This window comes from Nocardioides dokdonensis FR1436 (genome assembly GCF_001653335.1).
In the GTDB taxonomy this organism is placed as follows: domain Bacteria; phylum Actinomycetota; class Actinomycetes; order Propionibacteriales; family Nocardioidaceae; genus Nocardioides; species Nocardioides dokdonensis.
This window is the reverse complement of the sequence record NZ_CP015079.1, coordinates 4,029,115-4,051,871: the sequence shown is the minus strand read 5'-3', so window position 1 is coordinate 4,051,871 and position 22,757 is coordinate 4,029,115. Positions and strand designations below refer to the sequence as shown.

Sequence of the window (22,757 nt, the reverse complement as noted above, 5' to 3'; positions counted from 1 at the left end):
GTGCCGTCCCGGGGGCCGTCTCGGGAGCCGGCATCAGGCGGCGCGGACGACGTCGGCCAGCGCCTCGGCGCTCACCTCACCGACCGGCAGGTGCTCGGCACCCAGTCGGGTCGCCAGGACACCGGCCAGGCCCAGCCGCATCGCCCCGCTCTCGCAGTCGACGACCACGCTGGCGACGCCCTGCGCGACGAGGAGGTCGGCGGCCAGGCGGGAGCGGTCCACGGCGTCGCGACCGTGGGTGGCGCGGCCGTCGGTGACCACCACCAGCAGCGGGCGACGGCGCGGGTCGCGCAGCCGCTCGACGGCGAGCACCCGGGCGGCCTCGAGCAGCCCCTCGGCCAGCGGGGTGCGCCCCCCGGCAGGCAGCTCCTCGAGGCGGGTGGCGGCGATGTCGACGGAGTGCGTGGGCGGAAGCGCGAGCTCGGCGCTCCCGGCCCGGAAGGTGACCAGACCGACCTTGTCGCGGCGGCGGTAGGCGTCGAGCAGCAGCGAGAGGATCGCGGTCTTGACCTGCTCCATCCGGCGCCGGGCGGCCATCGAGCCGGACGCGTCGACGCAGAACAGGACGAGGTTGGACTCCTTGCCCTCGCGGGTCGCGTAGCGCAGGTCGGGGGAGCGCAGCAGCAGCCGGCCGCCGCTGCGTCCCCGGGCGGCCTGGTGGGGTGCGGCGGCGCGCACGGTCTCCAGCAGGTGCACCGGGCCGCGGCCGGTGCTCGAGGCCCCGACGCGACGACCGCGCTCGGTGATCGCCCGGCTGCGGCGCCCGGACTCGCCGGCCCCGGTGCCGGACGCGGTGAGCAGGCGGGTGCGGTAGGGCTGGCCGGCGCCGACGGGGGTGCTCGTGGGCGCGGAGGGTGCGGGTGCGGACGGGCCGGGCTCGGGCTCGGGGTCGGGCTCGGGGTCGCCCGGGACGTCATGCGGGCGGGACGTCCCCTCGTCCTCAGCGGATGACGTCCCGTCGGGGTCGCCGGGCTCGCTGGGGCCGTCGGGGTCGGGCTCCGGGGGCTCGGGCGGGTCGGGCGGCTCGGGCAGGTCGTCGCCGAGCACCTGGTCGAGCAGGTCCTCGTCCATGCCGGGAGCGTCGAAGGGGTTGCGGCGGCGCCGGTGCGGCAGGGCCAGGCGGGCGGCGGCCCGGATGTCGTCGAGGCGCACCCGGTCCCGGCCGTGCCAGGCGGCGTGCGCGACCGCGGTGCGGGCGGTGACGATGTCGGCGCGCAGGCCGTCGACGTCGAAGGCCGCGCAGACCTCGGCGATCTTCATCAGCGCGCCCTCGCCCAGCTCGACGCGCCCGACCAGGGCCTGGGCGGCCTGGATGCGGTCGGTGAGCGCGCGCTGCGCAGCGGCGTACGACGCGCTGAACGCGCCAGGGTCGGTGTCGAAGGCCATCCGGCGGCGCACCACCTCGGCGCGCAGGGCCGGCTCGCGGGGCGCGGCGACCTCGACGGTCAGCCCGAAGCGGTCCAGCAGCTGGGGCCGCAGCTCGCCCTCCTCGGGGTTCATCGTGCCGACCAGCACGAAGCGGGCCGCGTGCGAGACCGAGACGCCGTCGCGCTCGACCGTGGCCCGGCCCATCGCCGCGGCGTCCAGCAGCAGGTCGACGAGGTGGTCGTGCAGCAGGTTGACCTCGTCGACGTAGAGCAGGCCGCGGTGGGCGCGGGCCAGCAGCCCGGGCTCGTACTCGGTGCGGCCCTCGGACAGGGCGCGCTCGAGGTGCAGCGAGCCCAGCACCCGGTCCTCCGAGGCCCCGACCGGCAGCTCCACCAGGCGCACCGGACGGGTCTCCACCTCGACGTCGGCCGCGAACGGGCCGTCGGGGGAGAGGTGGGTGTCGTCGCGCGGGTCGCTGGAGAACCGGTCGCCGGCCACCACGTCGATCGGTGGCAGCACGTCGGCCAGGGCCCGCACGATCGTGGACTTCGCCGTGCCCTTCTCGCCGCGCACCAGCACGCCGCCGACCTCGGGGGAGATCGTGGTGAGGAGGAGGGCGAGGGCCATCTCGCCGAAGGGGCCGTCGGGCTCGTCGGCGCCGACGACAGCGCTGAAAGGGTAGTGCAGTGGCATGGGAGGCTCCCGCTCGTCCGCCATCGGATAGGCGCCTCGAGGCCGGTCTTCGGACTTCCTGGACCAGCGCTCTCGCACCCTCCAGGTCACCGCAGCGGGCCTGTGCCGGACTCTCACCGGCTTCCCAGATTCTCCCCTCAGCACCGGCTTGTCTCGACCGGGCCTCGGGGCACCTCGTGGCTGTGGCGTCACGATAGCGTCACCACCCGTGCCCCCCACCAGCCCGTCCACCGTGGTCGTGATCGGCGTCGGCGACGACGGCTGGTCGGGCCTCTCCCGCGCGCACCAGCGCCGCATCCTCGAGGCCGAGGTGGTGCTCGGTGGGGAGCGGCACCTGGCGATGCTGCCCGCCGACGTCGACCAGGAGCGCCTGGCGTGGCCCTCGCCCCTGCGGGAGGGCCTGCCGGCGTTGCTGTGGCAGCACGACACGCGCCGGGTGGTGGCGCTGGCCTCCGGCGACCCGTTCGTCTCCGGGATCGCCAGCACCCTCGTCGAGCTGTTGGGCGCCGACGCGGTCGAGGTGCACCCGGCGGTCTCGTCGGTGGCCCTGGCCTGCGCCCGGATGCGCTGGGACGCAGCGACCGTCCAGGTCGTCACGGTCGTGGGACGCCGTCCCGAGACCGTAGTGCGCGAGCTCGCCCCCGGCCGTCGGCTCGTCGTGCTCTCCTCCGACGCCGGCACCCCCGCGGTGCTGGCGCGGCTGCTGGTCGAGCACGGCTACGGCGGGTCCGCGATGAGCGTGCTGAGCCACCTGGGCGGCGAGCGTGAGCGTCGACTCGACGCCGCCGCCGGGGCCTGGGACGACGCGCTGTCGGTCCAGGTGCCCGACCTCAACGTGGTCGCCCTTGACCTGCGCGGACCCGTCGTCGGCTCGTGGGTGGCCGGGCTGCCCGACGACGCCTACGAGCACGACGGTCAGCTGACCAAGCGCGACCTGCGGGCCGCGGCGCTGGCGCGGTTGGCGCCCCAGCCCGGCCAGCTGCTGTGGGACGTCGGCGCCGGCGCCGGGTCGGTGGGGATCGAGTGGATGCGGGCCCACCCGGGCTGCCGCACGATCGCCATCGAGGCCGATGCCGAGCGGGCCGAGCGGGTCGCGCGCAACGCGGCGCGGCTCGGCGTCCCCGCACTGTCGGTGACGACCGGCCGGGCGCCCGAGGTCCTCGACGACCTGGCCGCTCCCGACGCCGTCTTCGTCGGCGGCGGCGCCACCGCCCCGGGGCTGCTGGACCTGTGTCGCGAGCGGCTGCGGCCGGGCGGTCGGCTGGTGGCGCACGGGGTGACGGTCGAGAGCGAGCAGCTGCTGGCGGCGGCGTACGCCGTGCACGGCGGCGAGCTGACGCGCACCTCGGTCGAGCACGCGGCTCCGCTGGGCTCGTTCACCGGGTGGACGCCGGCGCGCGCCGTGACCCAGTGGGCGTGGACCAAGCCCCTCACGACCAGCCAGGAGACATCGTGACCGTGCACTTCGTGGGGGCCGGCCCCGGCGCCGCCGACCTGATCACCCTGCGCGCCGCGGCGCTGATCGGCGCGGCCGACCTGGTGCTCTACCCCGGCACCTACCTCGACGCCGCCGTGCTGTCCCACGCCCGCGACGGTGCGCGCCTGGTCGACACCCAGCACCTCGACCTCGACACGATGGTGGCCGAGATGGTGGCCGCCACCCGCGCGGGCCTCGACGTGGTGCGCCTGACCTCGGGCGACCCGTCGCTCTACTCCGCCGTGGCCGAGCAGTCGCGCCGTCTCGACGCCGCCGGCGTGGCGTGGGACGTCACCCCCGGCGTGCCGGCGTACGCCGCCGCCGCGGCGCTGGCCGGGCGCGAGCTGACGGTGCCGCTGGTGGCTCAGTCGGTGGTGCTGACCCGCACCCAGGCCCGCTCGACGGCGATGCCCGAGGGGGAGTCGCTGGCGGCCTTCGCGGCCACCGGCGCCACGCTGGTGCTGCACCTGGCGATCACCCGCACCCGCGAGCTGATGGCCGAGGTCGAGGAGCACTACGGGACCGACTGCCCGGTCGTGGTGGTGCACCGGGCCAGCCAGCCCGACGAGCTGCTCCTGCGCGGCACCGTCGGTGACATCGCCGACCGGGTCGAGGAGGCCGGGCTGCGGCAGGCCGCGGTGATCCTGGTCGGGCGGGCGCTGGCGCGCGACGGTGGGGAGTCCTACCTCTACGACGCGGCGCGGCAGCGGACGACGTCGTAGGCCGTTGAGCATCCCGCATGGGGGCGTGGGGGAAGTGTGGAGCTCCGGATGAACCAGGTTCACCCGCGACTCCACACCTTCTTCTTCTTGAGTCGGAGGCGGGGTCGGCGGTGCGTCAGCAACCTCCCGGCTGTCACACCGGACTGACTGTCATCAGGTACGAGCGTGAAGGGTCGCCGCGCTCGCGGTCGCCGATGACGTCGCCGACCTGGTGCGACTTTCGGTGGGACGGGTCTTGAGAGCACCTGCGCTTCAGCATCGTCCGCACATCAGGCGCAGATCGAGCGGAGGGCGGCAGAGTCGGACGGTGCGTCAGCAACTGTTCCGACTGCCATTTCGGTTGCCGTTGCACCGCTGGCCTCCGTCCGGCCAGGTCAGCGGTGCATCAGCAACCGGATGCGGGCTGCACACGGTTGCTGGGTTACCGCTGACCCGCTCGCGCAACTCGGCAGTCGCGCTCGGATTGCGGCAGTTCCGGGCGGTGCTTCAGCAACCGTTCTGACTGCCCGTTCGGTTGCCGATTCACCGCTGGCCCTCGTCCGGCCAGGTCGGCGGTGCATCGGTAACCGGATGCGGTCGGCACATGGTTGCTGGGTCACCGCTGACTCGCGCGCACGACTCTCGGCATGAGCGTGTTTGTGCATCGCGGCCGAGCCTGACGGTGGACATCCTCCCGCTCGTCGGCCTCCGCTGCGCCGACCTCGGCTCGCGGTCCCTGCAAGAGCTCGAGCGTGCAGTTGATGGACGACCGTCAGGCGCAGCCCTGAGGCGCCTGGGACGGCGGGGTGGTGGATGGGTACGGCGTGCAGTGGCTGATCGGGTGAACAGGCGGGGAGCCCTGCTGAGTGCTCCTTCTCCGACACCTGGACCCTTGCGTTCGAACAAGCGTTCGAGTAAAGTTTCGTCATGGCAATCGCTCCGTTCCCCGGTCTCGACCTGGCCGACCTCACTGAGGTCGAGCTGGTCGAGGTGCTGCGGGCGGCCGAGGAGGAGAAGTCCCGACTGTCGGCGTTGCAGGCCGAGGCGACGGCCCGGCTCGACGAGGTCGTACGCCGCCGCCACGCCGCGGCCGGACTGCCGGCCGACAGGCAGGGCGCCGGGGTCGCCTCCCAGGTCGGACTGGCGCGGCGCGAGTCACCGAACCGCGGCGCCCGACACCTCGGCCTGGCCAAGATCCTCGTCAACGAGATGCCGCACACCCTGGCTGCGATGTGCGCGGGGTGGTGCAGCGAGTGGCGCGCCACCCTCCTCGCCCGGGAGACCGCCTGCCTGTCGCTGGAGCACCGTCGTCAGGTCGATGCCGAGCTGATGGCCGATGTCGCCACCACCGAGGGGTGGGGCGACAAGAGGCTGGTCGCTGCCGCGAGGGCCCGCGCCTACGAGCTCGACCCGCACGCCGCCCTGAAGCGCTCTAGCAAGGCGGAGGGTGAGCGGTACGTGTCGCTGCGTCCGGCACCGGACACGATGACCTGGTTGACCGCGTTGCTGCCGGTCGCCCAAGGGGTCTCGGCCTACGCCGCGCTCACGAGGGCCGCCGACCAGGCCCGCGCCGAAGGAGATGGGCGCAGCCGCGGCCAAGTCATGGCCGACACCCTGGTCACCTCCCTCATCACCACGACAAACGCCGAGCCGTCGCCGGTCACCGGCCCGCCCGCGGTCCCGGTGGCGGTGAACCTGACCGTCTCCGACGCGACGCTGCTCGGTGCCGGCCACGAGCCGGGGTGGATCGCCGACCACGGCCCGGTGCCCGCCGGGTTGGCGCGCGAGCTGGTCGCCACCGCGGTCGAGCAGGCCCACGCGACGCTGCGGCGGCTGTACACCACCAGCACCGGGGCCCTGGTGGCGATGGACTCCCGCTCCCGCACCTTCCCCGCCGCGCTGGGGCTGTTCATCGACCTGCGCGACCAGAGCTGCCGCACCCCGTGGTGCGACGCACCGATCCGGCACCACGACCACGTGCGACCCGACCACGCCAACGGACCCACCAGCGCCGGCAACGGCCAGGGGCTCTGCGAGGCCTGCAACCAGGCCAAGGAGGCCCCCGGCTTCACCGCCACCGCCCTGAACGGCGTCGTCACCACGACGACCGCCACCGGCCACCAGGTCCGCTCCCGTGCGCCCGCTCTTCCGCCCGGCGACCCACCAGTCACACCAACCCCGGTTCGAACACGACCGCAGGTCGACATCCTCCGCCCACGCCTGCAGGTCGTGCTCGACGACTACACGCCCGCGGCCTGATCGACTCCCGCCCGTGCCGGACCGTGGCAGCATGACTGCGATGAGTGGGTTGTCGGTGCTCGACGCGTCGTACGAGGCTCTGCTCGGCGTCGTCGCAACGCTGAACGACGACCTCGGTTGGCAGAGCACGAGGTGCGCGGGTTGGACGGTCCGCGACCTCGTCCACCATCTGCTGAGCGACGCCCAGCGAGCCGTCGTCGCGCTGCACACGCCAGCGAGCGGGCCGGTCGACGTCGATGCTGTCTCGTACTGGAAGGCGTGGCAGCCGGGCACATCGGACGCCGAGGCCGGGCTCCGCGGCACCAGGATCATGGCCAGCGCCTGGACCAGCGTGGCGCCGATCGCCACCGCCTACCTGGAGACGGCCGGCGCCGTGCTGGCTGCGGCTCGGGAGAAGGACGCGGACGCCCTCGTCATCACCCAGGGCCACGTCATCACCGTGGACGGTCTCTGTCGCACGCTCGCCGTCGAAGCCACCGTGCACCAGCTCGACCTGCGCCTCGGCGAGCCGTCCGAGCCCGGGCTCGAGGAGACGCGGCGGGTCCTCGATGGGTTGCTCGGCCAGGTCGCTCCCATGGCCGACAGCACTCGTTACGCACTGGTCGGCACTGGACGCGAGCAACTCACGGACGCGGAGGCGCACGCCTTCGGGCCAGCGGCTGAGCGACTCCCTCTGTTCGGCTGAGCCTCCGAGTCGATGGACACGCACTAGCGGCGAGGCGTGGCCTGCTCCAGGACCGGGACGTACCGGGGCGTCCACACGGCGCCGCCCGCACCGACGCGGGTGGAGCTCGCGCCGATGATGAGCAGGCACTTCATGTCGATGGTGTCCGGGTCGAGCGCGCCGAGGGTGGTCACGAGCAGCGACTCCTCGGCGCGTCCCACGTCGCGCCCGACGACCACGACGGTGTCGGGGGAGCGGTGCTCGAGGAGCACCTTCTGCATCGTCACCACCTGCTCGGTGCGCGAGCGGCTGGCCGGGTTGTAGACGGCGAGCACCAGGTCGGCCTCCGCGATCGCGCGCAGCCGCTTCTCGACGACCGGCCAGGGCTTGAGCCGGTCGGAGAGACTCATCACCGCGAAGTCGGCGCCCACCGGCGCCCCGGCGCGGGCGGCCACCGCCTGCACCGCCGAGACGCCGGGCAGCACCCTGACCGGCACGTCGCCAAACGCCGGGTCGGCGTCGACCGCCTCGAAGACCGCCGAGGCCATCCCGAAGACCCCCGCGTCGCCGCCGGACACGATGGCGACCCGCTCCCCGCGCTGGGCGAGCTGCAGCGCCAACCGCGCCCGGTCGACCTCGACGGTGTTCCCCGAGGCGTGCCGTGTCAGGCCGGCCCGCTGCGGCACCCGGGCGACGTACGGCGCGTAGCCGACCACGTGGTCGACGCCGGCCAGGGCCTCGCTGACCTCGGGCGTCAGCCAGCGCTCCGGCCCGGGCCCCAGCCCGACCACCAGGAGCTCGGCGGCTGGGTGCCGTTTGGTCACCAACGACATGTCTGAGGCCTGGATCGGTGCCGTTTGGTCACCAACGGCACCCCGGTCAGCCCGCGGAGCCCGCCGCCCGGAGCCTGCGAGGGAGTCACCCGGCACCACGATCAGCGAGAAGTACGGCACGGTCGCAGGGTCGACGTCGGCGACGGGCAGCCAGCGCTGCTCGGGCATGGCCGCGCGCTCGACGTACAGCGCGTGGTCGAGGCGCCCGGCCTCGGCGAGGGCCTCGCGCACGGCGGGGAACGTGCGGCCGAGCTTCATGATCACCGCGGCGTCGGTGTCGGCCAGCCGGCGCGCCAGCTCGGGCCGCGGCAGCGTGCCGGGCAGGACCGTGAGCACGTCGGTCTGGCGCACCAACGGCGTGGCCGTGGCGGCGGTGGCCGCGGCGAATGCCGGCACCCCCGGCACGATCTCGGTCTCGAAGCGCTCCGCGAGCTGGTCGTGGAGGTACATGAAGGACCCGTAGAACAACGGGTCGCCCTCGGCGAGCACCACCACGTCGCGTCCGGCCTCCAGGTGTGCGGCCAGCCGCTCGCCGCACTCGGCGTAGAAGTCGGCCATCGCGCCGGCATACCCGCGCGGGTGCGCCGTGGTGCCGGTCGTGACGGGGTAGCGCAGCTCCTCCTCGACGACGCCCGCCGGGATCAGATCGGCGGCGATGCGCCTCGCGTTCGACTGCTTGCCGACCCCCGCGTGGTAGGCCACGACGTCGGCGGCGCCGATCAGCCGGGCCGCCTTGAGCGTCACCAGCTCGGGGTCGCCGGGCCCCAGGCCGACGCCGTACAACCGGCCGGTGCCCCGCGTGCTCACTCCTGCTCCTGGGCCAGCGCGTTGACGGCCGAGGAGGCCATCGCCGAGCCGCCGCGGCGACCGCGGACGGTCACGAACGGCAGGTCGATGCCGTGGTCGGTGCCGAACGAGGCCAGCGCCTCCTTCGACTCCCGGGCCCCGATGAAGCCGACCGGGCACCCGATCACCGCCGCCGGGCGCGGCCCGCCGGCGAGGATCGTCTCGAGCAGGTGGAACAGCGCGGTCGGCGCGTTGCCGATCGCCACGACCGCACCCTCGAGCCGCGGCTCCCACAGCGACACCGCGGCCGCGGTGCGGGTGGTGCGCCAGCGGCGGGCCAGCTCGGGCACCTCGGGGTCGGTGAGGTGGCACAGCACCTCGTTGCCGGCCGGCAGCCGGCTCGCGGTGACGCCCATGGCCACCATCCGCGCGTCGCACAGCACCGGCGCCCCGGAGGCCAGCGCGGTCCGGGCCGCGACGACCAGGCGCGGGTGGATCACCAGGTCCGGCACCAGGTCGACCTGGCCGCTGCCGTGCACCATCCGCACCGCCAGCTTCTCGGCGTCGGCGGGCACCAGCGACAGGTCGGCCTCGCGACGGATCGTGGCGAAGGAGTCGACGTAGATCGCCGGGCCGTCGGCGACGTAGTCGTAGCGCCGCGCCGGCGGGCGCAGCGCCTCCGTGCGGGCGCTCATCGGGCCACCTCCGGCACCAGGACGCCGCGCCACGGCGTGACCACGAGGACGTCGCCCGCGCGCTCGGCAAGGGCCTCGACGTCGCCTGCCGTCAGCACACCGTTGACCGCCTCGTGGTGCCACCCGCCGGCCACCGCTCCGTACGCCGGCGGGGGGCTCCGCACCAGCGCCCGCTCGTCCGGCGGGGCGGGTGCGACCAGCGGGTCGGGCAGCTCGGTGACGTGCCAGGCGGCGTCGGCCTCGGTGCCGCGCGCGGCGAGGAAGTCGCGGGCCAGGGCGACCAGGCGCGACGGCGCCTCCTCGAGCGGCACGACGTCACCCCAGCCGGAGCCCACCCGCAGCTGCGCGGTCCGCGCGTCCAGCGCCACCAGCCCGAGGTCGCAGCCGCGGCCGGCGACGTCGCCGCGACCGTCGTCGAGGACGAACAGGAACCGACCCGGCAGCGCGGCCAGCGCCGGGTCGGCGCACAGCAGCGCGTCCAGCCCGTCGGCCACCGGGCGGAGGTCGGCGCGACCGCCGGCCAGGCCGGTCTGCGGGGAGACCACCACGTTGCGCACCAGGTCGTGCGAGGGCGCCGGCAGCAGCCCGGTCGCCACGATCGCCGCGACCACCTCGGGTGCCAGCGCGACGAGGCCCGACCCGTCGTCGTCGTACGACGGCAGCGCGCGCAGCTGCAGGTTCGCGCGCCCGGTGAGGTGCAGGTCGCCGTCCCCGTGGGTCACGGCGACGCGGCTCAGGGCGCGCAGCCGGGTGGGCGAGATCCGGCCGCCGATGAGGCGCAGGCGCACCAGGGCGCCGTCGTCGGCGGGCCAGGGACGCGTCACGCCGGGACAGCGGTCGGGACGGGTGCGAACGGATGCGGCGGACACCGAGGCAGAGCTCCTTCGAGGCCGGGGCTCGTGCGCGAAGCCCGTGGATGACCTCGCGGCGGGTGCCGTGAGGGCCAGCAGGTCTTCGGACTCGGGGTCGACCGGGCCAGGACGCCTTCCCGGGCCGGGGCCCAGTGGTTGCCGTGCGCACGCGCACGACGTGTCCCGCCCGTCACCCACACCGCTGCGCGTCAGTCCCGGAGTCGCACCGGGTTCCCTGGTCCTCCCGGAGGAGGACGTGACTGGCAGGGGGACCGTACCAAGGGGCGCGGGCGACGGCTCAGCAGACCTCCTCGAGCTCCGACCAGTCGACCTCGGCGGTGCGGCGCTGGTACTCGGCGACCAGGCCGGGCCAGTTGGTGGTGATCCGGGCGCCGTCGGTGTACCAGCTGGTGCAGCCCGCCCACACGCTCGTGGAGAGCCGTGACTGCATCTCGCGGTCGTAGGCCTCCCACACCTCGGCCCGTGGCGCCACGGCCCGCGCACCGCCGTCGGCCAGACGCCGGGCGACCTGCGCGACGTACCCCGCCTGGGCCTCCATCATCGCGATGATGGAGCTGCCGCCGAGGTTGGTGTTGGGCCCGTAGATGCTGAACAGGTTGGGGAAGCCGGGCACGCCCATCCCCAGGTGCGCGCGGGCGCCACCGGTCCACACGTCGGCCAGGTGCTGCCCGTCGGGTGCGACCACGTCGAGGCCGCGCAGGAAGTCGGTGGCCGCGAAGCCGGTGCCCCAGACGAGCACGTCCACCTCGTGCAGGTGTCCGTCCGCGGTCCGCACCCCGGCGGCCTCGACGCCGGTGACGGCCTCGGCGACCACGTCCACGTGCGGGCGGTCGAGCGTGGGGTACCAGTCGTTGGAGAACAGCAGCCGCTTGCAGCCCAGCGGGTAGTCGGGCACCAGCCGGGCGCGCAGCTGCGGGTCGCGCACCCGCAGGCGCAGGTGCGCCCGCCACGCGCCCTCGAGCGCCCTGATGAGGGGACCGGACACCCGGCTCTCCCCGGCGAGGGCGGCGTTGAGCTGCTCGGTCACCCAGAACCAGGACCGGCGCTCCGCGGCGAGGAGGCCCGGCACCCGGCGGAAGAGGGCGTGGTGGCGGGGGGCGTAGCCCTGGTCGGGCTTGGGCACCACGTAGGGAGCGGAGCGCTGGAAGATCGTGATCTCCGCGGCGTCGTCGGCGATGCCGGGCACGAACTGGATCGCGCTCGCCCCGGTGCCCAGGACGGCCACCCGCCGGCCGCGCAGGTCGACGTCGTGGCGCCACTGCGCGGAGTGGAAGGCCGGACCCGCGAAGTCGTCGCGACCCGGCAGGTCCGGCACGACCGGCTCCGAGAGCTGCCCGGTGGCCAGCACCAGCACGTCGGCGTCGTACGTCGGCCCCGGCGCGCCGCCCACCTCGGTCGAGACCCGCCAGGCGCCGTCCTCGTGGCGCGCACCGGTCACCGTCGTGCCGGTGACCAGCCCGTCGAGCAGGCCGTGCTCGGCGGCGGTGCGCTGCAGGTAGGCGAGGATCTCGGGCTGGGGGGAGTAGCGGCGGCCCCACTCCGGGTTCGGCGCCCACGACCAGGAGTACAGCGGCGAGGGCACGTCGCAGGCGGCGCCGGGGTAGGTGTTGTCGCGCCACACCCCGCCGGCCTCGCCGGCACGCTCGAGCACCGTGATGTCGGTGAGGCCCTGCTCGTGCAGGGCGCGCACGACGCCGAGGCCGCCGAAGCCGGCACCGACGACGAGGATGCGGGGGCCGCCAGGGGGGCCCGCGGGGAGACCGTTGTCGCTCATGGGGGAGACGCTAGGGCGCCCGCGCCCTCCGGTGCAGACGTCCGACCGAACGTGGTTGATGATTCCGGACATGACCGAGCTCCCGGTGCCACTCGCGCGCGACTGGGACTTCCCGCGCTCGGCCCACGGGGTGCGGCACCTGCTGGGCTACGCCCGCACCCGCGGCCTCGACCCGGCCGCGCTGCTGGTGGGCACCGGCCTGGGGCTCGATGACCTCACGACGGGCGGGGTGCGGGAGGTGACCGCGGCGCAGGAGCTGCGCGTGGTCCGCGCGCTGCGGCACCGGCTGCCGGACGCCGGCGCCGCCGTGGGGGCGACGTACGACGCCGGGTCGTTCGGGGCGCTCGGCTACGCGCTGCTGACCAGCCGCACCGTCGGCGACGCGGTCGCGGTGGCGCTGCGCTTCATCGACCTCAGCTTCGCGTTCGTCATCCCGCGCGCCGAGGTCGAGGACGACCACGTGGTGGCGCTCCTCGACGGCGCCGCGCTGCCCGCCGACGTGCGCGGCTTCCTGGTGGCCCGCGACGCCACCGCCGTGCGCACCGTCCTGGACGCCCTGGTGCCCGGGGGTGTGGGCGCCACCCTGAGCCTCGACCCCGAGCGGGCGGTGCTGCGCTTCGCCGTCGCCGAGCTGTCCCGCCCGCTGGCCGGCGGCGACCAGCGACGACGTGCGCTGGCCGAGGCCGTCTGCCGCGACCTGGCCGCCGACCGGCGCAGCGCCACCGGGCTGCCGCAGGAGGTCCGGGTGCTGATCACCCAGCGGCTGGGCGAGGGGGCGCCGATGCCGGTGGTCGCCGCAGCGCTGGGCCGCACCGAGCGCACCCTGCGCCGCCAGCTCACCGCCGCCGGCACGTCGTACCGCGCCCTCCTCGACGAGGTGCGCCGCTCCCTGGCGGCCTCGCTGCTCCGCGCCGGGCTGCCGGTCGCGGACGTGGCCGTCCGGCTGGGCTACGCCGAGTCCGCGGCGCTGGTCCACGCCCACCGGCGCTGGACCGGGCGCACCCCGGGCGCGTCCCGAGGGGCGGTGCCGACCGTTCACGTGCCCGACGACGAGACGACACCGCAGGGTCGCGAGGCGCACCGGCTGCGTCCCTAGGTTCTGGGCGCCCGGCAGCACCACCGGCCCCCCACGACCCAGGAGCGCACTGTCATGACCTGCACCCCCGCCCGCCCGACCGCGACCCCCGGCGCCACGGCTCCCGGTGGCCGCGCGCTGCTCCCGCTGACGCCCACCGGCACCCGGCACGGCGGTCGGAGCTTCATGACCTGCCGCTACCGCTGCGGCAACGCCTGCGACCACCCCGAGCCCAACCGGACCGGGCACGGGCACGTGCAGGACGAGATCACCCGGGCCGTCGCGCGTCGCTCGCTGCTCAAGGGGGCCGCCGCCGGCTCCGGGGTGATGGTGCTCGGCGCCCCCCTGGCCGCCGCCGCGGTGACCCCGGCGGCCGCAGGGGCAGGGGCCGCCCCGGGCCGGCCGGTGTCGGGGGACCTGGGCGCGGCCGATTTCACCGCCGTGCGCCCCAACCGTCGCGACGCGGTCGTGACCGCGCCCGGGTTCGACCACGACGTCGTCATCCGCTGGGGCGACGCCGTCGTCGCCGGGGCGCCCGCCTTCGACCCGCACCGCCAGAGCCCCGAGGCCGCCAAGCAGCAGTTCGGCTACAACTGCGACTACGTCGGGGTGCTGCCGCTGCGGGCCGCCAGGCGCGGCCGCGAGGACCGCTCCCTGCTGGTGGTGAACCACGAGTACACCGACGAGGCGCTGATGTTCCCCGCCGGCGTCTACAGCGACACCGAGGTCGCCGCGATCGCGATGGCCAACCACGGCATGTCGGTCGTCGAGATCCGCCGCGGTCTGCGACCGGGGTCGTGGCGCCGGGTGACGAGCCTGGGCAAGGCGCGCCACAACCGCCGCGTCCACATCGACACCCCCTTCACCCTCGACGGACCGGCCGCCGGCGACGAGCGGCTGCGCACGACCGCCGACCCGTCGGGCGCCACCGTCCTGGGCACCCTCAACAACTGTGCCGGCGGCACCACCCCGTGGGGCACGGTCCTGTCGGGGGAGGAGAACTTCAACCAGTACTTCGACCTCCCCGAGAGCGAGCAGCTCGACGAGCGCTACACCGAGGCGTACGCCCGCTACGGCATCACCGGTTCGGGTCGCGGCTGGAGCGCCGTCGACCCGCGCTTCGACCTCGCTGCCGAGCCCCACGAGCCGCACCGCTTCGGCTGGGTCGTCGAGCTCGACCCCCACGAGCCCGACGAGGCGCCCGTCAAGCGCACGATGCTGGGCCGCTTCAAGCACGAGGGCGCCAACATCGCCGTGGCCCGCGACGGCCGCGCCGTGGCGTACATGGGCGACGACGAGCGGGGCGACTACCTCTACAGGTTCGTCTCGCGCGACCGGGTGCGCCGGGGCTCCTCGGCCCGGGCACGCCGGCACAACAAGACGCTGCTCAGCGCCGGCACGCTGTACGTCGCGAGGCTGGTCGGTGACGGCACCGAGGACGGCGTCCACGACGGCACCGGGGAGTGGATCGCGTTGTGCGACGACACCGAGTCGTTCGTGCCCGGGATGAGCGTCGCCGACGTGCTGATCTGGACCCGCCTGGCCGCCGACCGGGTCGCTCCCACCCGGATGGACCGCCCCGAGGACGTCCAGCCCAACCCCGTGAACGGCAAGGTCTACGCGGCGCTGACCAACAACTCCCAGCGCGGCAGCCGCTTCGAGGCCGACGAGGCCAACCCGCTGACGTCCTCGATGGTGCGCGCGGCGATCGGTGCCCCGCTGACGCAGGCCTCCGGCAACCGCAACGGCTACGTGCTCGAGCTCAGCCCGGCCCGCGGTGACCACGCGGCGACCACCTTCACCTGGGACCTGATGCTGGTCTGCGGCGACCCGGAGGCGGCGGAGACGTACTTCGGCGGCTACGACAAGACGCAGGTGAGCCCGATCTCGTGCCCCGACAACGTGGCCTTCGACGACCACGGCAACCTGTGGATCTCCACCGACGGCAACGCGCTGGGCTCCAACGACGGCGTCTTCCGGGTGCCGGTCAGCGGGCCCGAGCGCGGCAGGGTGACCCAGTTCCTGACCGTGCCCCGAGGCGCGGAGGCCTGCGGGCCGCTGATCGCCGACGACAACAGGTCGCTGTTCGTCGCGGTCCAGCACCCCGGGGAGGTCGACGGAGCCACCTTCGAGGTCCCGGCGTCGACGTGGCCGCACAGCGACGACTTCCCGAGGCCCTCGGTGGTCGTCGCCTTCCGGGACCGCTGACCCCCCAGGTCGATCTCAGCGGTCCAGCGCGGCGCCAGGGAAGACCCCGGCGCCGCGTGCTGTTGTGCCCACATGAGCGATCTCGCGAACCGTCCCCACCTCGAGCCCGGCCCCGACCACCCGATCAGCGTCGAGCCGACCGGCCACCGTGTCGTCGTGCGGGTCGGCGGCACCGTCGTCGCCGACTCCGAGGGCGCGCTGACGCTGCGCGAGGCGTCGTACCCGGCCATGCACTACGTGCCGCTGGCCGACGTCGACGAGGACATGCTGCGGGCCACCGGGACCTCGACCTACTGCCCCTTCAAGGGCGACGCGTCCTACTGGTCGCTGGACCTGGCCGCGGGCGAGCGCACCGACGCGGTCTGGGGCTACCCCGAGCCCCACCCCGCGGTGGCCGCCATCGCCGGTCACGTCGCCTTCGACCCCACGCACGCCGAGGTCGCCACCGCCTGAGCGTCCCGCTAGAGTGGTCCCATGCAGCACGCCCTGCTCCTTCCCTAGCCGCGTCGACGCGCACGACCTCGACGCGGCTGCCCCTCGCCACGAGGGGTTTTTTTGTGCCCGGAGCAGCAGCGGCGGAGACGCCGGCCACCAGACGTGAGAGAGACCCAGATGAGCGAGCGGACCACCGACCGGACCGGCGACGGCGCGCCCGAGGCCAGCACCTACGACGTCGACTCGGTGCAGGACAAGTGGCGCAAGGTCTGGGAGGACCTCGACCCGTTCCGCGCCGGCTCCGCGGCGCCGGGTGCGGAGAAGAAGTACGCCCTGACGATGTTCCCCTACCCCTCCGGCGACCTGCACATGGGCCACGCCGAGGTGATGGCGCTGCACGACGTCGTCGCGCGCTACTGGTGGCAGCGTGGCTACGACGTGCTCAACCCGATCGGGTGGGACTCCTTCGGCCTGCCGGCCGAGAACGCCGCGATCAAGCGCGACGAGAACCCGGCTGTGTTCACCTACGCCAACATCGAGACCCAGGCCGAGTCGTTCAAGCGGTACGCGATCAGCTTCGACTGGTCGCGCCGGCTGAACACCTCCGACGTGGAGTACTACCGCTGGACCCAGTGGCTGTTCCTGAAGTTCCGCGAGCGCGGGCTGGCCTACCGCAAGTTCTCGCCGGTCAACTGGTGCCCCCAGGACCAGACCGTGCTGGCCAACGAGCAGGTCGTGCAGGGCATGTGCGAGCGCTGCGGCGCCGAGGTGACCAAGCGCGAGCTGTCGCAGTGGTACTTCAAGGTCACCGACTACGCCCAGCGCCTGCTCGACGACATGGTGCCGCTGGAGGACAGCTGGCCCTCCAAGGTGCTGGCCATGCAGCGCAACTGGATCGGTCGCTCCGAGGGCGCGCACGTCGACTTCGACCTCGAGCTGACCTCGGGGGAGTCCCGCACCGTGAAGGTCTTCACGACGCGCCCCGACACGCTGTACGGCGCCACCTTCATGGTGGTCGCGGCCGACGCCAAGATGGCCGCCGAGATCGTCGCGCCGGAGCGCGCCGAGGAGCTGGCGGCGTACGTCGCGGAGATCCGCAAGGCCACCGACATCGACCGCCTGGCCACCGACCGGCCCAAGAGCGGCGTGGACCTGGGCGTCACCGCGACGAACCCGGTCACCGGCGAGTCGATGCCGGTGTGGGCCTCCGACTACGTGCTGGCCGACTACGGCACCGGCGCGATCATGGCGGTGCCCGCCCACGACCAGCGCGACCTCGACTTCGCCCGCGCCTTCGACCTGCCGGTGCGCCGGGTGGTCGACACCGGCGAGGAGAACCCGGAGGAGAGCGGGATCGCCACCACCGGTGCCGGTACCTACGTGCAGTCCGGCCCGCTCGACGGGAAGAGCGACACGACCGAGGGCATCGCCTCGATCATCGAGGTGCTGGAGGAGCGCGGCACCGGCACCGGCACCGTGAACTTCCGCCTGCGCGACTGGCTGCTGAGCCGCCAGCGCTACTGGGGTGCGCCCATCCCGATCATCCACTGCGAGACCTGCGGCGAGGTGGCCGTCCCCGAGGACCAGCTGCCCGTCGTGCTGCCCGACCTGAGCGGTGCCGACCTCAAGCCCCAGGGCGTCTCGCCGCTGGCGGCGGCCGAGGAGTGGGTCAACGTGGCCTGCCCCTCGTGCGGCGGCGCCGCGAAGCGCGACAGCGACACGATGGACACCTTCGTCGACTCGTCCTGGTACTACTTCCGCTACTGCTCCCCGGACTACACCGAGGGCCCCTTCGACCCGCAGGCGGTGCGGGACTGGATGCCGGTGGCGCAGTACGTCGGCGGCGTCGAGCACGCGATCCTGCACCTGCTGTACAGCCGGTTCTTCACCAAGGTCCTGCACGACATGGGGATGATCGACTTCGAGGAGCCCTTCACCGCGCTCCTGAACCAGGGCGAGGTCATCAACGAGGGCCGCGGCATGTCGAAGTCGCTGGGCAACGGCGTCAACCTCGGCGAGATGATCGACGAGTACGGCGTCGACGCGATCCGGCTGACCCTGGTCTTCGCGGGCCCGCCCGAGGCGGACATCGACTGGGCCGACATGTCGCCCGGCGGGTCGCTGAAGTTCCTGCAGCGCGCCTGGCGGCTCGCGGGCGACGTCGCCTGCCCGGTCGGCACGTCGCCGGAGGGCGGGGACACCGCGCTGCGCCAGGCCACCCACCGCACCGTGGCCGAGGTCACCGAGCTGGTCGAGGGCCAGCGCTTCAACGTGCTCGTGGCGCGCACCATGGAGCTGGTCAACACCACGCGCAAGGCCATCGACGCCGGCCCCGGTCCCGAGGACCCGGCGGTGCGCGAGGCCGTCGAGACGGTCGCGATCCTGCTCTCGCTGGTCGCGCCGTACGTCGCCGAGGAGATGTGGGAGCGCCTGGGCCACGAGCCGACCGTCGCCCGCGCCGGCTGGCCGACGGTCGACCCGAGCCTGCTGGTGCAGGACACGGTGACCGCGGTCGTGCAGGTCAAGGGCAAGGTCAAGGCGCGCCTGGAGGTCTCCCCGGAGATCTCCGAGGCCGACCTGGAGCAGCTCGCCCTGGCCGACGGCGACGTGGTGCGCGCGATCGGGGACGCGGTGGTGCGCAAGGTGATCGTGCGCGCGCCCAAGCTCGTCAACATCGTGGTCTGACACGCTGAGCACGTGAGCAGCACAGGTCAGGGCGGCAACGGGCACGTCGTCGTCGTCACCGACTCCACCGCCAGCCTGCCGGCGCAGGTGGCGGCGGAGCACGGGATCGTCGTGGTGCCCCTGCAGGTCGTCATCGGCGCGCAGGTGATCGACGAGGGCTCCGCGGAGGCGACCCCCGACCGGGTCGCCGAGGCCCTGCGGGCCTACACGCCCGTGTCCACCTCGAGGCCCGCGCCCGCGGCGATGCTGGCGGCGTACGAACGGGCCCACGCCGAGGGCGCCTCGGCCGTCGTGTCGGTGCACATCTCCAGCGAGATGAGCGGCACCTACGAGTCCGCGCTGCTGGCCGCCCGGGACGCACCCCTGCCGGTGCTGGTCGTCGACAGCCGGCAGGTCGGCATCGGCACCGGGTACGCCGCCCTGGCCGCGGCCCACGTGGCCGCCGGTGGCGGCTCCGCGCAGGACGTCGCGGACGTCGCGCGGGCCCGCGCGGCGGCCACCTCCTCGTTCTTCTACGTCGACACCCTCGAGTACCTGCGCCGCGGCGGCCGGATCGGTGCGGCGGCGGCGCTGCTCGGCGGGGCGCTGGCGGTCAAGCCGCTGCTGCGCATCGAGGACGGGCGCGTCGGGTCGTTGGAGCGGGTGCGCACCTCAGCCCGCGCGTTGGCGCGGCTCGAGGAGCTGGCCGTCGAGGCGGCGGGGGAGCAGGAGGTCGACGTCTACGTCGCCCACCTGGCCAACCCCGAGCGGGCCGAGGCCCTGTCGGACCGGCTGCGCGAGCGGCTGGCGGACAACCTCGGTGGCCGCGAGCTGTGGTCCGGCGAGCTCGGGGCGGTCCTGGGCGCCCACGTCGGACCCGGGATGATCGCGGTCTGCCTGGCCCCTCTCGACCCGCTCCCGACGGACCCCGACTGACCTCGGGTCGTCCACAGGCGCCGCCGACGGTGGCACCGTCCCCAGGGCCGGCGCCGGCGCCGCTGCCCGCGCCCGGCGCTGCCTAGGTTGCCCGCATGCGCAGCCGACGACCCAGCCCCGAGCACCAGGAGGCCGTGACCCGACGCCTGGCCCAGCTCAGCGCCGAGCTGGACGCGGTCCGGCCCGGCCCGCCTGCCCCGCTCGAGAAGCCACCTGCACCGCCACCGGACCGGATGCCGGTGCCGGGGCGGCATGCCGCCCGGCGTCGCCGCGACCGGCCGGCGCCGTTCGGTGTCGTCGACGACCTGGTGCCGGCGACCCTGCGCGGTCGGGCGCTGCTCGGGTCGGCGCACCTGGGCGTGATCGCGCTGCTGGTCGCCGCCGGTCTCGCGGTGACGTCGTGGTGGGTGGTGCGCTCGGACCCCGAACCGGTGCCGGGTCCGCGCCTGGAGACGGTCGCCGAGCTCGACACCCCGCTGGTCGACCTGGTCCCGCCGGCGACCGCGGCCCCGCCCGGCCCCGCGACCGCGAGCGCGGCGCCCGAGGGTCAGGTCACGATCGACGTGGCCGGGAAGGTCCGGCGCCCCGGCATCGCGGTCCTGCCCGCGGGCTCCCGGGTCCACGACGCCCTCGAGGCGGCCGGCGGCGCCCGGCCGGGCGTCGACCTGGCGGGACTCAACCTGGCGCGGGTCCTCGTCGACGGCGAGCAGGTGCTGGTCGGGCTGCCCGGCGGCTCCGCGCCGGTCGCGCCCGGCGTCGCTGCTCCCGCACCCGGCACCCCGGGGGCGGCGCTGGTCGACCTCAACACCGCCGACCAGACGCTCCTCGAGACGCTGCCGCAGGTGGGCCCGGTCACCGCCGCCGCGATCCTCGCCTGGCGCACCGAGCACGGCGCCTTCACCGCAGTCGAGGAGCTGCTCGAGGTCGACGGCATCGGGGAGGCGACCCTGGCGCAGCTGGCGCCCCTCGTCACGGTGTGAGGCCCGTCGCCGGGGCCGACCTCCGGATGACGCTGGTCGGCGCCGCGGCCTGGGTCGGCGGGCTGCTGGGCGCACTGGCGCCGGCGCCGGTCCTGGGCGGGGTCGCCGGAGCCACGCTCGCGGCCTGCGCGGTGCTGGCCGCGTGGGGGCGGCGGGCGGCCGCGCTGACCGGGGCGGTCCTCCTCGTGGTGCTGCAGGCGGTCGGGGTGAGCAGCCTGCTGCGCCACGACCAGGTCGCCCGGGGCCCGGTGGCCGAGCTGGCGGCCGAGCGGGCCGTGGTGAGGGTGGTGGCGACCGTGACCGGCGACCCCCGGCCGCTCGACGGCCCGTACGCCGACGGGGTGGTGCTGCGGGTCAGCGTGCGGGAGATCGGGGGCCGGGGCCGCGTGCACGCGCTGCGCGCTCCGGTGCTGGTGCTCGCGCCGGACACGTGGCGCGAGGTCCCGCTCGGAGCCTCCGTGGTCGCGAGCGGGCGCCTGGGGGTCGCCGAGGGCGACGACGTGGCGGCGGTGCTGCACGCCAGCGGCGCGCCCCGGGTGCGGGCCCCGCCCGACCTGTGGTGGCGTGGCGCCGGGGCCGTCCGGGCATCGTTGCGGGACTCCGTGGCCCACCGCCCGGCTCCCGAGCGGGTGCTGGTGCCTGCGCTCGTGGACGGCGACGACGTCGGGCTCGCGGAGGAGGTGGCCGACGACTTCCGGACCACCGGGCTGACGCACCTGCTGGCCGTGTCGGGCACCAACCTGACCCTGGTCGTGGGCAGCCTGCTGTGGCTCGCACGCGGCTGCCGGGTGCGCGGGCGCTGGCTCCTGCTCGTCGGGGCGGCCGGCATCGTCGGGTTCGTGCTGCTGGCCCGCACCGAGCCCAGCGTGCTGCGGGCGGCGGTGATGGGAGCGGTCGCGCTGGTGGCGCTGGGCACCGACGGGGCACGGCGGGGCCCCCGGACCCTGGGTGTCGCGGTGACCGCGCTGCTGCTGGTCCAGCCGGCGCTCGCGGTCTCGATCGGCTTCGCGCTGTCGGTGCTGGCGACCGCCGGGATCATGCTGCTGGCGCCTGGGTGGCGCGACGCGATGACGCGCTGGATGCCGCGCTGGCTGGCGGAGGCGATCGCGGTGCCTGCGGCCGCGCAGCTGGCCTGCACCCCGCTCGTCGCCGGGATCTCGGGGCAGGTCAGCCTCGTCGCCGTCGGTGCCAACCTGCTGGCGGCGCCGGTGGTCGGTCCCGCCACCGTGATCGGGCTCGCGGGCGGGATCGTCGGGCTGGTGGCGCCGCCCGTGGGTCGGCTCCTGGGCACGGTCGCCACCTGGTGCCTCAGCTGGATCGTCGCGGTCGCGGAGCGCGGAGCGGCGCTGCCCGCCGCGGCCGTCGACTGGGACACCGGCCCGCTGTCCCTGACATTGCTCACGGTGCTGAGCCTGGGCCTGGCCGCCCTCGCCCCGCGGCTCCTGGTCCGCCCGTTCCCCACCGTCCTGGCCTGCCTCGCGCTGGGCGTGGTCGTCGTGGTCCGCCCACCGTCGGCCACGTGGGCCCCCGAGGGCTGGGTGCTCGTGGTGTGTGACGTGGGCCAGGGGGACGCGCTGGTGCTGCGGGCGGGGGAGGGCAGTGCGGTCGTCGTCGACGCCGGTCCCGACCCGGAGGCCGTCGACCGCTGCCTCGACGACCTCGGGGTCCAGCACGTCGCGCTCCTCGTGCTGACGCACTTCCACGCCGACCACGTCGACGGCGTGGCGAGGGTGTTCGACGGTCGGTCGGTCGACCGGGTGCTCACCAGCCCGCTGCTCGACCCGCCCGAGGCGGTCGCGACCGTCGGGCGTACGGCCCGGGAGGCGGGTGCCGCGGTGGGGGTGGCGCCGTACGCCGTCGCCCTGCGCATCGGCGACGTCGTGCTGCAGCCGGTGTGGCCGACCTCGAGCCTGCCGGCGGCGGGGCCCGGGGACGGCAGCACCGCCAACGACCAGAGCGTGGTGCTGCTCGCCGAGGTCGGTGGCGTGCGGGTGCTGCTGCCCGGCGACCTGGAGCCGCCCGGCCAGGCGGCCCTCGTCCGCGCCCTGCCGGACCTGCGGGTCGACGTGCTCAAGGTGCCGCACCACGGCAGCCGTGCCCAGGACCTCGACCTGCTCACCGGGCTCGACGCCGAGGTCGCCGTGGTGCCGGTCGGAGCCGACAACACCTACGGGCACCCCGACCCCGGCCTGCTCGCTGCACTGGAGGGCTCGGGAGCCGACGTGCTGCGCACCGACACCGACGGCGCACTGGCCGTCGTGGTGCGCGACGGGGTCGCGGTGGGGGTGAGCCGACGCTGACGGGACGCAGGGCCTGTCGGTGTGCTGTGGCAGGCTT

16 protein-coding genes and 2 riboswitches are annotated in these 22,757 nt (G+C 74.8%); of the genes, 11 read left to right on the top strand and 5 right to left on the bottom strand.

The window, feature by feature from the left end; translation table 11 throughout:
* Nucleotides 1-33: 33 nt before the first annotated feature.
* Nucleotides 34-2,061: a VWA domain-containing protein gene (locus I601_RS19025; protein ID WP_068113293.1), complete on the bottom strand. Its 2,028-nt coding sequence runs from the start codon at nucleotides 2,059-2,061 to the stop codon at nucleotides 34-36.
* A gap of 23 nt (nucleotides 2,062-2,084) precedes the next feature.
* A riboswitch (cobalamin riboswitch) is annotated at nucleotides 2,085-2,243 on the bottom strand.
* Nucleotides 2,244-2,269: 26 nt separating this feature from the next.
* On the opposite strand from I601_RS19025, the gene I601_RS19020 reads away from it, so the two are divergent.
* The 4 genes from I601_RS19020 to I601_RS19005 all read left to right on the top strand — a co-directional run bounded on the left by I601_RS19020 (nucleotide 2,270) and on the right by I601_RS19005 (nucleotide 7,183).
* On the top strand, nucleotides 2,270-3,517 hold the full coding sequence (locus tag I601_RS19020) for a bifunctional cobalt-precorrin-7 (C(5))-methyltransferase/cobalt-precorrin-6B (C(15))-methyltransferase (protein WP_068113290.1): 1,248 nt from the start codon (nucleotides 2,270-2,272) through the stop codon (nucleotides 3,515-3,517).
* Nucleotides 3,514-4,260 carry a cobalt-precorrin-4/precorrin-4 C(11)-methyltransferase gene (locus I601_RS19015; protein ID WP_084527845.1) on the top strand — a complete coding sequence of 249 codons (747 nt, stop codon included), beginning with the start codon at nucleotides 3,514-3,516 and terminating at the stop codon, nucleotides 4,258-4,260. The genes I601_RS19020 and I601_RS19015 overlap by 4 nt, the downstream gene beginning before the upstream one ends.
* Nucleotides 4,261-5,166: 906 nt before the next feature.
* Complete coding sequence (locus tag I601_RS19010) at nucleotides 5,167-6,498, top strand: HNH endonuclease (protein ID WP_068113288.1); 1,332 nt, start codon at nucleotides 5,167-5,169, stop codon at nucleotides 6,496-6,498.
* Between the two features lie 13 nt (nucleotides 6,499-6,511).
* Nucleotides 6,512-7,183: a maleylpyruvate isomerase N-terminal domain-containing protein gene (locus I601_RS19005; protein WP_218917700.1), complete on the top strand. Its 672-nt coding sequence runs from the start codon at nucleotides 6,512-6,514 to the stop codon at nucleotides 7,181-7,183.
* Between the two features lie 23 nt (nucleotides 7,184-7,206).
* Here I601_RS19005 and I601_RS19000 read toward each other — a convergent pair whose 3' ends face one another.
* From I601_RS19000 to I601_RS18985, 4 genes are all read right to left on the bottom strand, one after another.
* Entirely contained in the window at nucleotides 7,207-8,802 is a 1,596-nt protein-coding gene (locus I601_RS19000; protein ID WP_068113285.1) for a precorrin-2 C(20)-methyltransferase, read from the bottom strand.
* A complete protein-coding gene (locus tag I601_RS18995; protein ID WP_068113282.1) occupies nucleotides 8,799-9,476 on the bottom strand; it encodes a precorrin-8X methylmutase in 678 nt (225 codons plus the stop codon). The genes I601_RS19000 and I601_RS18995 overlap by 4 nt, the downstream gene beginning before the upstream one ends.
* Complete coding sequence (locus tag I601_RS18990; RefSeq protein WP_218917699.1) at nucleotides 9,473-10,300, bottom strand: nitrite reductase; 828 nt, start codon at nucleotides 10,298-10,300, stop codon at nucleotides 9,473-9,475. The genes I601_RS18995 and I601_RS18990 overlap by 4 nt, the downstream gene beginning before the upstream one ends.
* A 104-nt stretch (nucleotides 10,301-10,404) precedes the next feature.
* Nucleotides 10,405-10,607: riboswitch (cobalamin riboswitch) on the bottom strand.
* 18 nt (nucleotides 10,608-10,625) lie between these two features.
* On the bottom strand, nucleotides 10,626-12,122 hold the full coding sequence (locus tag I601_RS18985; RefSeq protein WP_068113276.1) for a flavin-containing monooxygenase: 1,497 nt from the start codon (nucleotides 12,120-12,122) through the stop codon (nucleotides 10,626-10,628).
* 70 nt (nucleotides 12,123-12,192) lie between these two features.
* On the opposite strand from I601_RS18985, the gene I601_RS18980 reads away from it, so the two are divergent.
* The 7 genes from I601_RS18980 (at nucleotide 12,193) to I601_RS18950 (ending at nucleotide 22,720) form a co-directional block, all read left to right on the top strand.
* Entirely contained in the window at nucleotides 12,193-13,218 is a 1,026-nt protein-coding gene (locus I601_RS18980; protein ID WP_068113272.1) for an AraC family transcriptional regulator, read from the top strand.
* A 54-nt stretch (nucleotides 13,219-13,272) separates the two neighbouring features.
* On the top strand, nucleotides 13,273-15,405 hold the full coding sequence (locus I601_RS18975; RefSeq protein ID WP_084527843.1) for a PhoX family protein: 2,133 nt from the start codon (nucleotides 13,273-13,275) through the stop codon (nucleotides 15,403-15,405).
* A gap of 72 nt (nucleotides 15,406-15,477) precedes the next feature.
* Complete coding sequence (locus I601_RS18970) at nucleotides 15,478-15,858, top strand: DUF427 domain-containing protein (RefSeq protein ID WP_068113266.1); 381 nt, start codon at nucleotides 15,478-15,480, stop codon at nucleotides 15,856-15,858.
* Between the two features lie 159 nt (nucleotides 15,859-16,017).
* Complete coding sequence (leuS, locus tag I601_RS18965) at nucleotides 16,018-18,525, top strand: leucine--tRNA ligase (RefSeq protein ID WP_068113265.1); 2,508 nt, start codon at nucleotides 16,018-16,020, stop codon at nucleotides 18,523-18,525.
* Nucleotides 18,526-18,537: 12 nt separating this feature from the next.
* Nucleotides 18,538-19,440, top strand: a complete 903-nt coding sequence (locus I601_RS18960) for a DegV family protein (RefSeq protein WP_068113261.1) — start codon at nucleotides 18,538-18,540, stop codon at nucleotides 19,438-19,440.
* A gap of 95 nt (nucleotides 19,441-19,535) precedes the next feature.
* The gene (locus I601_RS18955; protein WP_157520326.1) at nucleotides 19,536-20,420 is read left to right on the top strand and encodes a ComEA family DNA-binding protein; all 885 of its coding nucleotides are present in this window, start codon (nucleotides 19,536-19,538) and stop codon (nucleotides 20,418-20,420) included.
* The gene (locus I601_RS18950; protein ID WP_237089475.1) at nucleotides 20,417-22,720 is read left to right on the top strand and encodes a ComEC/Rec2 family competence protein; all 2,304 of its coding nucleotides are present in this window, start codon (nucleotides 20,417-20,419) and stop codon (nucleotides 22,718-22,720) included. The genes I601_RS18955 and I601_RS18950 overlap by 4 nt, the downstream gene beginning before the upstream one ends.
* Nucleotides 22,721-22,757: the final 37 nt, after the last annotated feature.

Excerpts from the sequence above, each read along its gene's own strand:
- I601_RS19025 (WP_068113293.1), bottom strand. The coding sequence starts at position 2,061 with ATGCCACTGCACTACCCTTTCAGCGCTGTCGTCGGCGCCGACGAGCCC.
- I601_RS19010 (WP_068113288.1), top strand. The coding sequence starts at position 5,167 with ATGGCAATCGCTCCGTTCCCCGGTCTCGACCTGGCCGACCTCACTGAG.
- I601_RS18995 (WP_068113282.1), bottom strand. The coding sequence starts at position 9,476 with ATGAGCGCCCGCACGGAGGCGCTGCGCCCGCCGGCGCGGCGCTACGAC.
- I601_RS18985 (WP_068113276.1), bottom strand. The coding sequence starts at position 12,122 with ATGAGCGACAACGGTCTCCCCGCGGGCCCCCCTGGCGGCCCCCGCATC.
- I601_RS18980 (WP_068113272.1), top strand. The coding sequence starts at position 12,193 with ATGACCGAGCTCCCGGTGCCACTCGCGCGCGACTGGGACTTCCCGCGC.
- I601_RS18975 (WP_084527843.1), top strand. The coding sequence starts at position 13,273 with ATGACCTGCACCCCCGCCCGCCCGACCGCGACCCCCGGCGCCACGGCT.
- I601_RS18970 (WP_068113266.1), top strand. The coding sequence starts at position 15,478 with ATGAGCGATCTCGCGAACCGTCCCCACCTCGAGCCCGGCCCCGACCAC.
- leuS (WP_068113265.1), top strand. The coding sequence starts at position 16,018 with ATGAGCGAGCGGACCACCGACCGGACCGGCGACGGCGCGCCCGAGGCC.
- I601_RS18955 (WP_157520326.1), top strand. The coding sequence starts at position 19,536 with ATGCGCAGCCGACGACCCAGCCCCGAGCACCAGGAGGCCGTGACCCGA.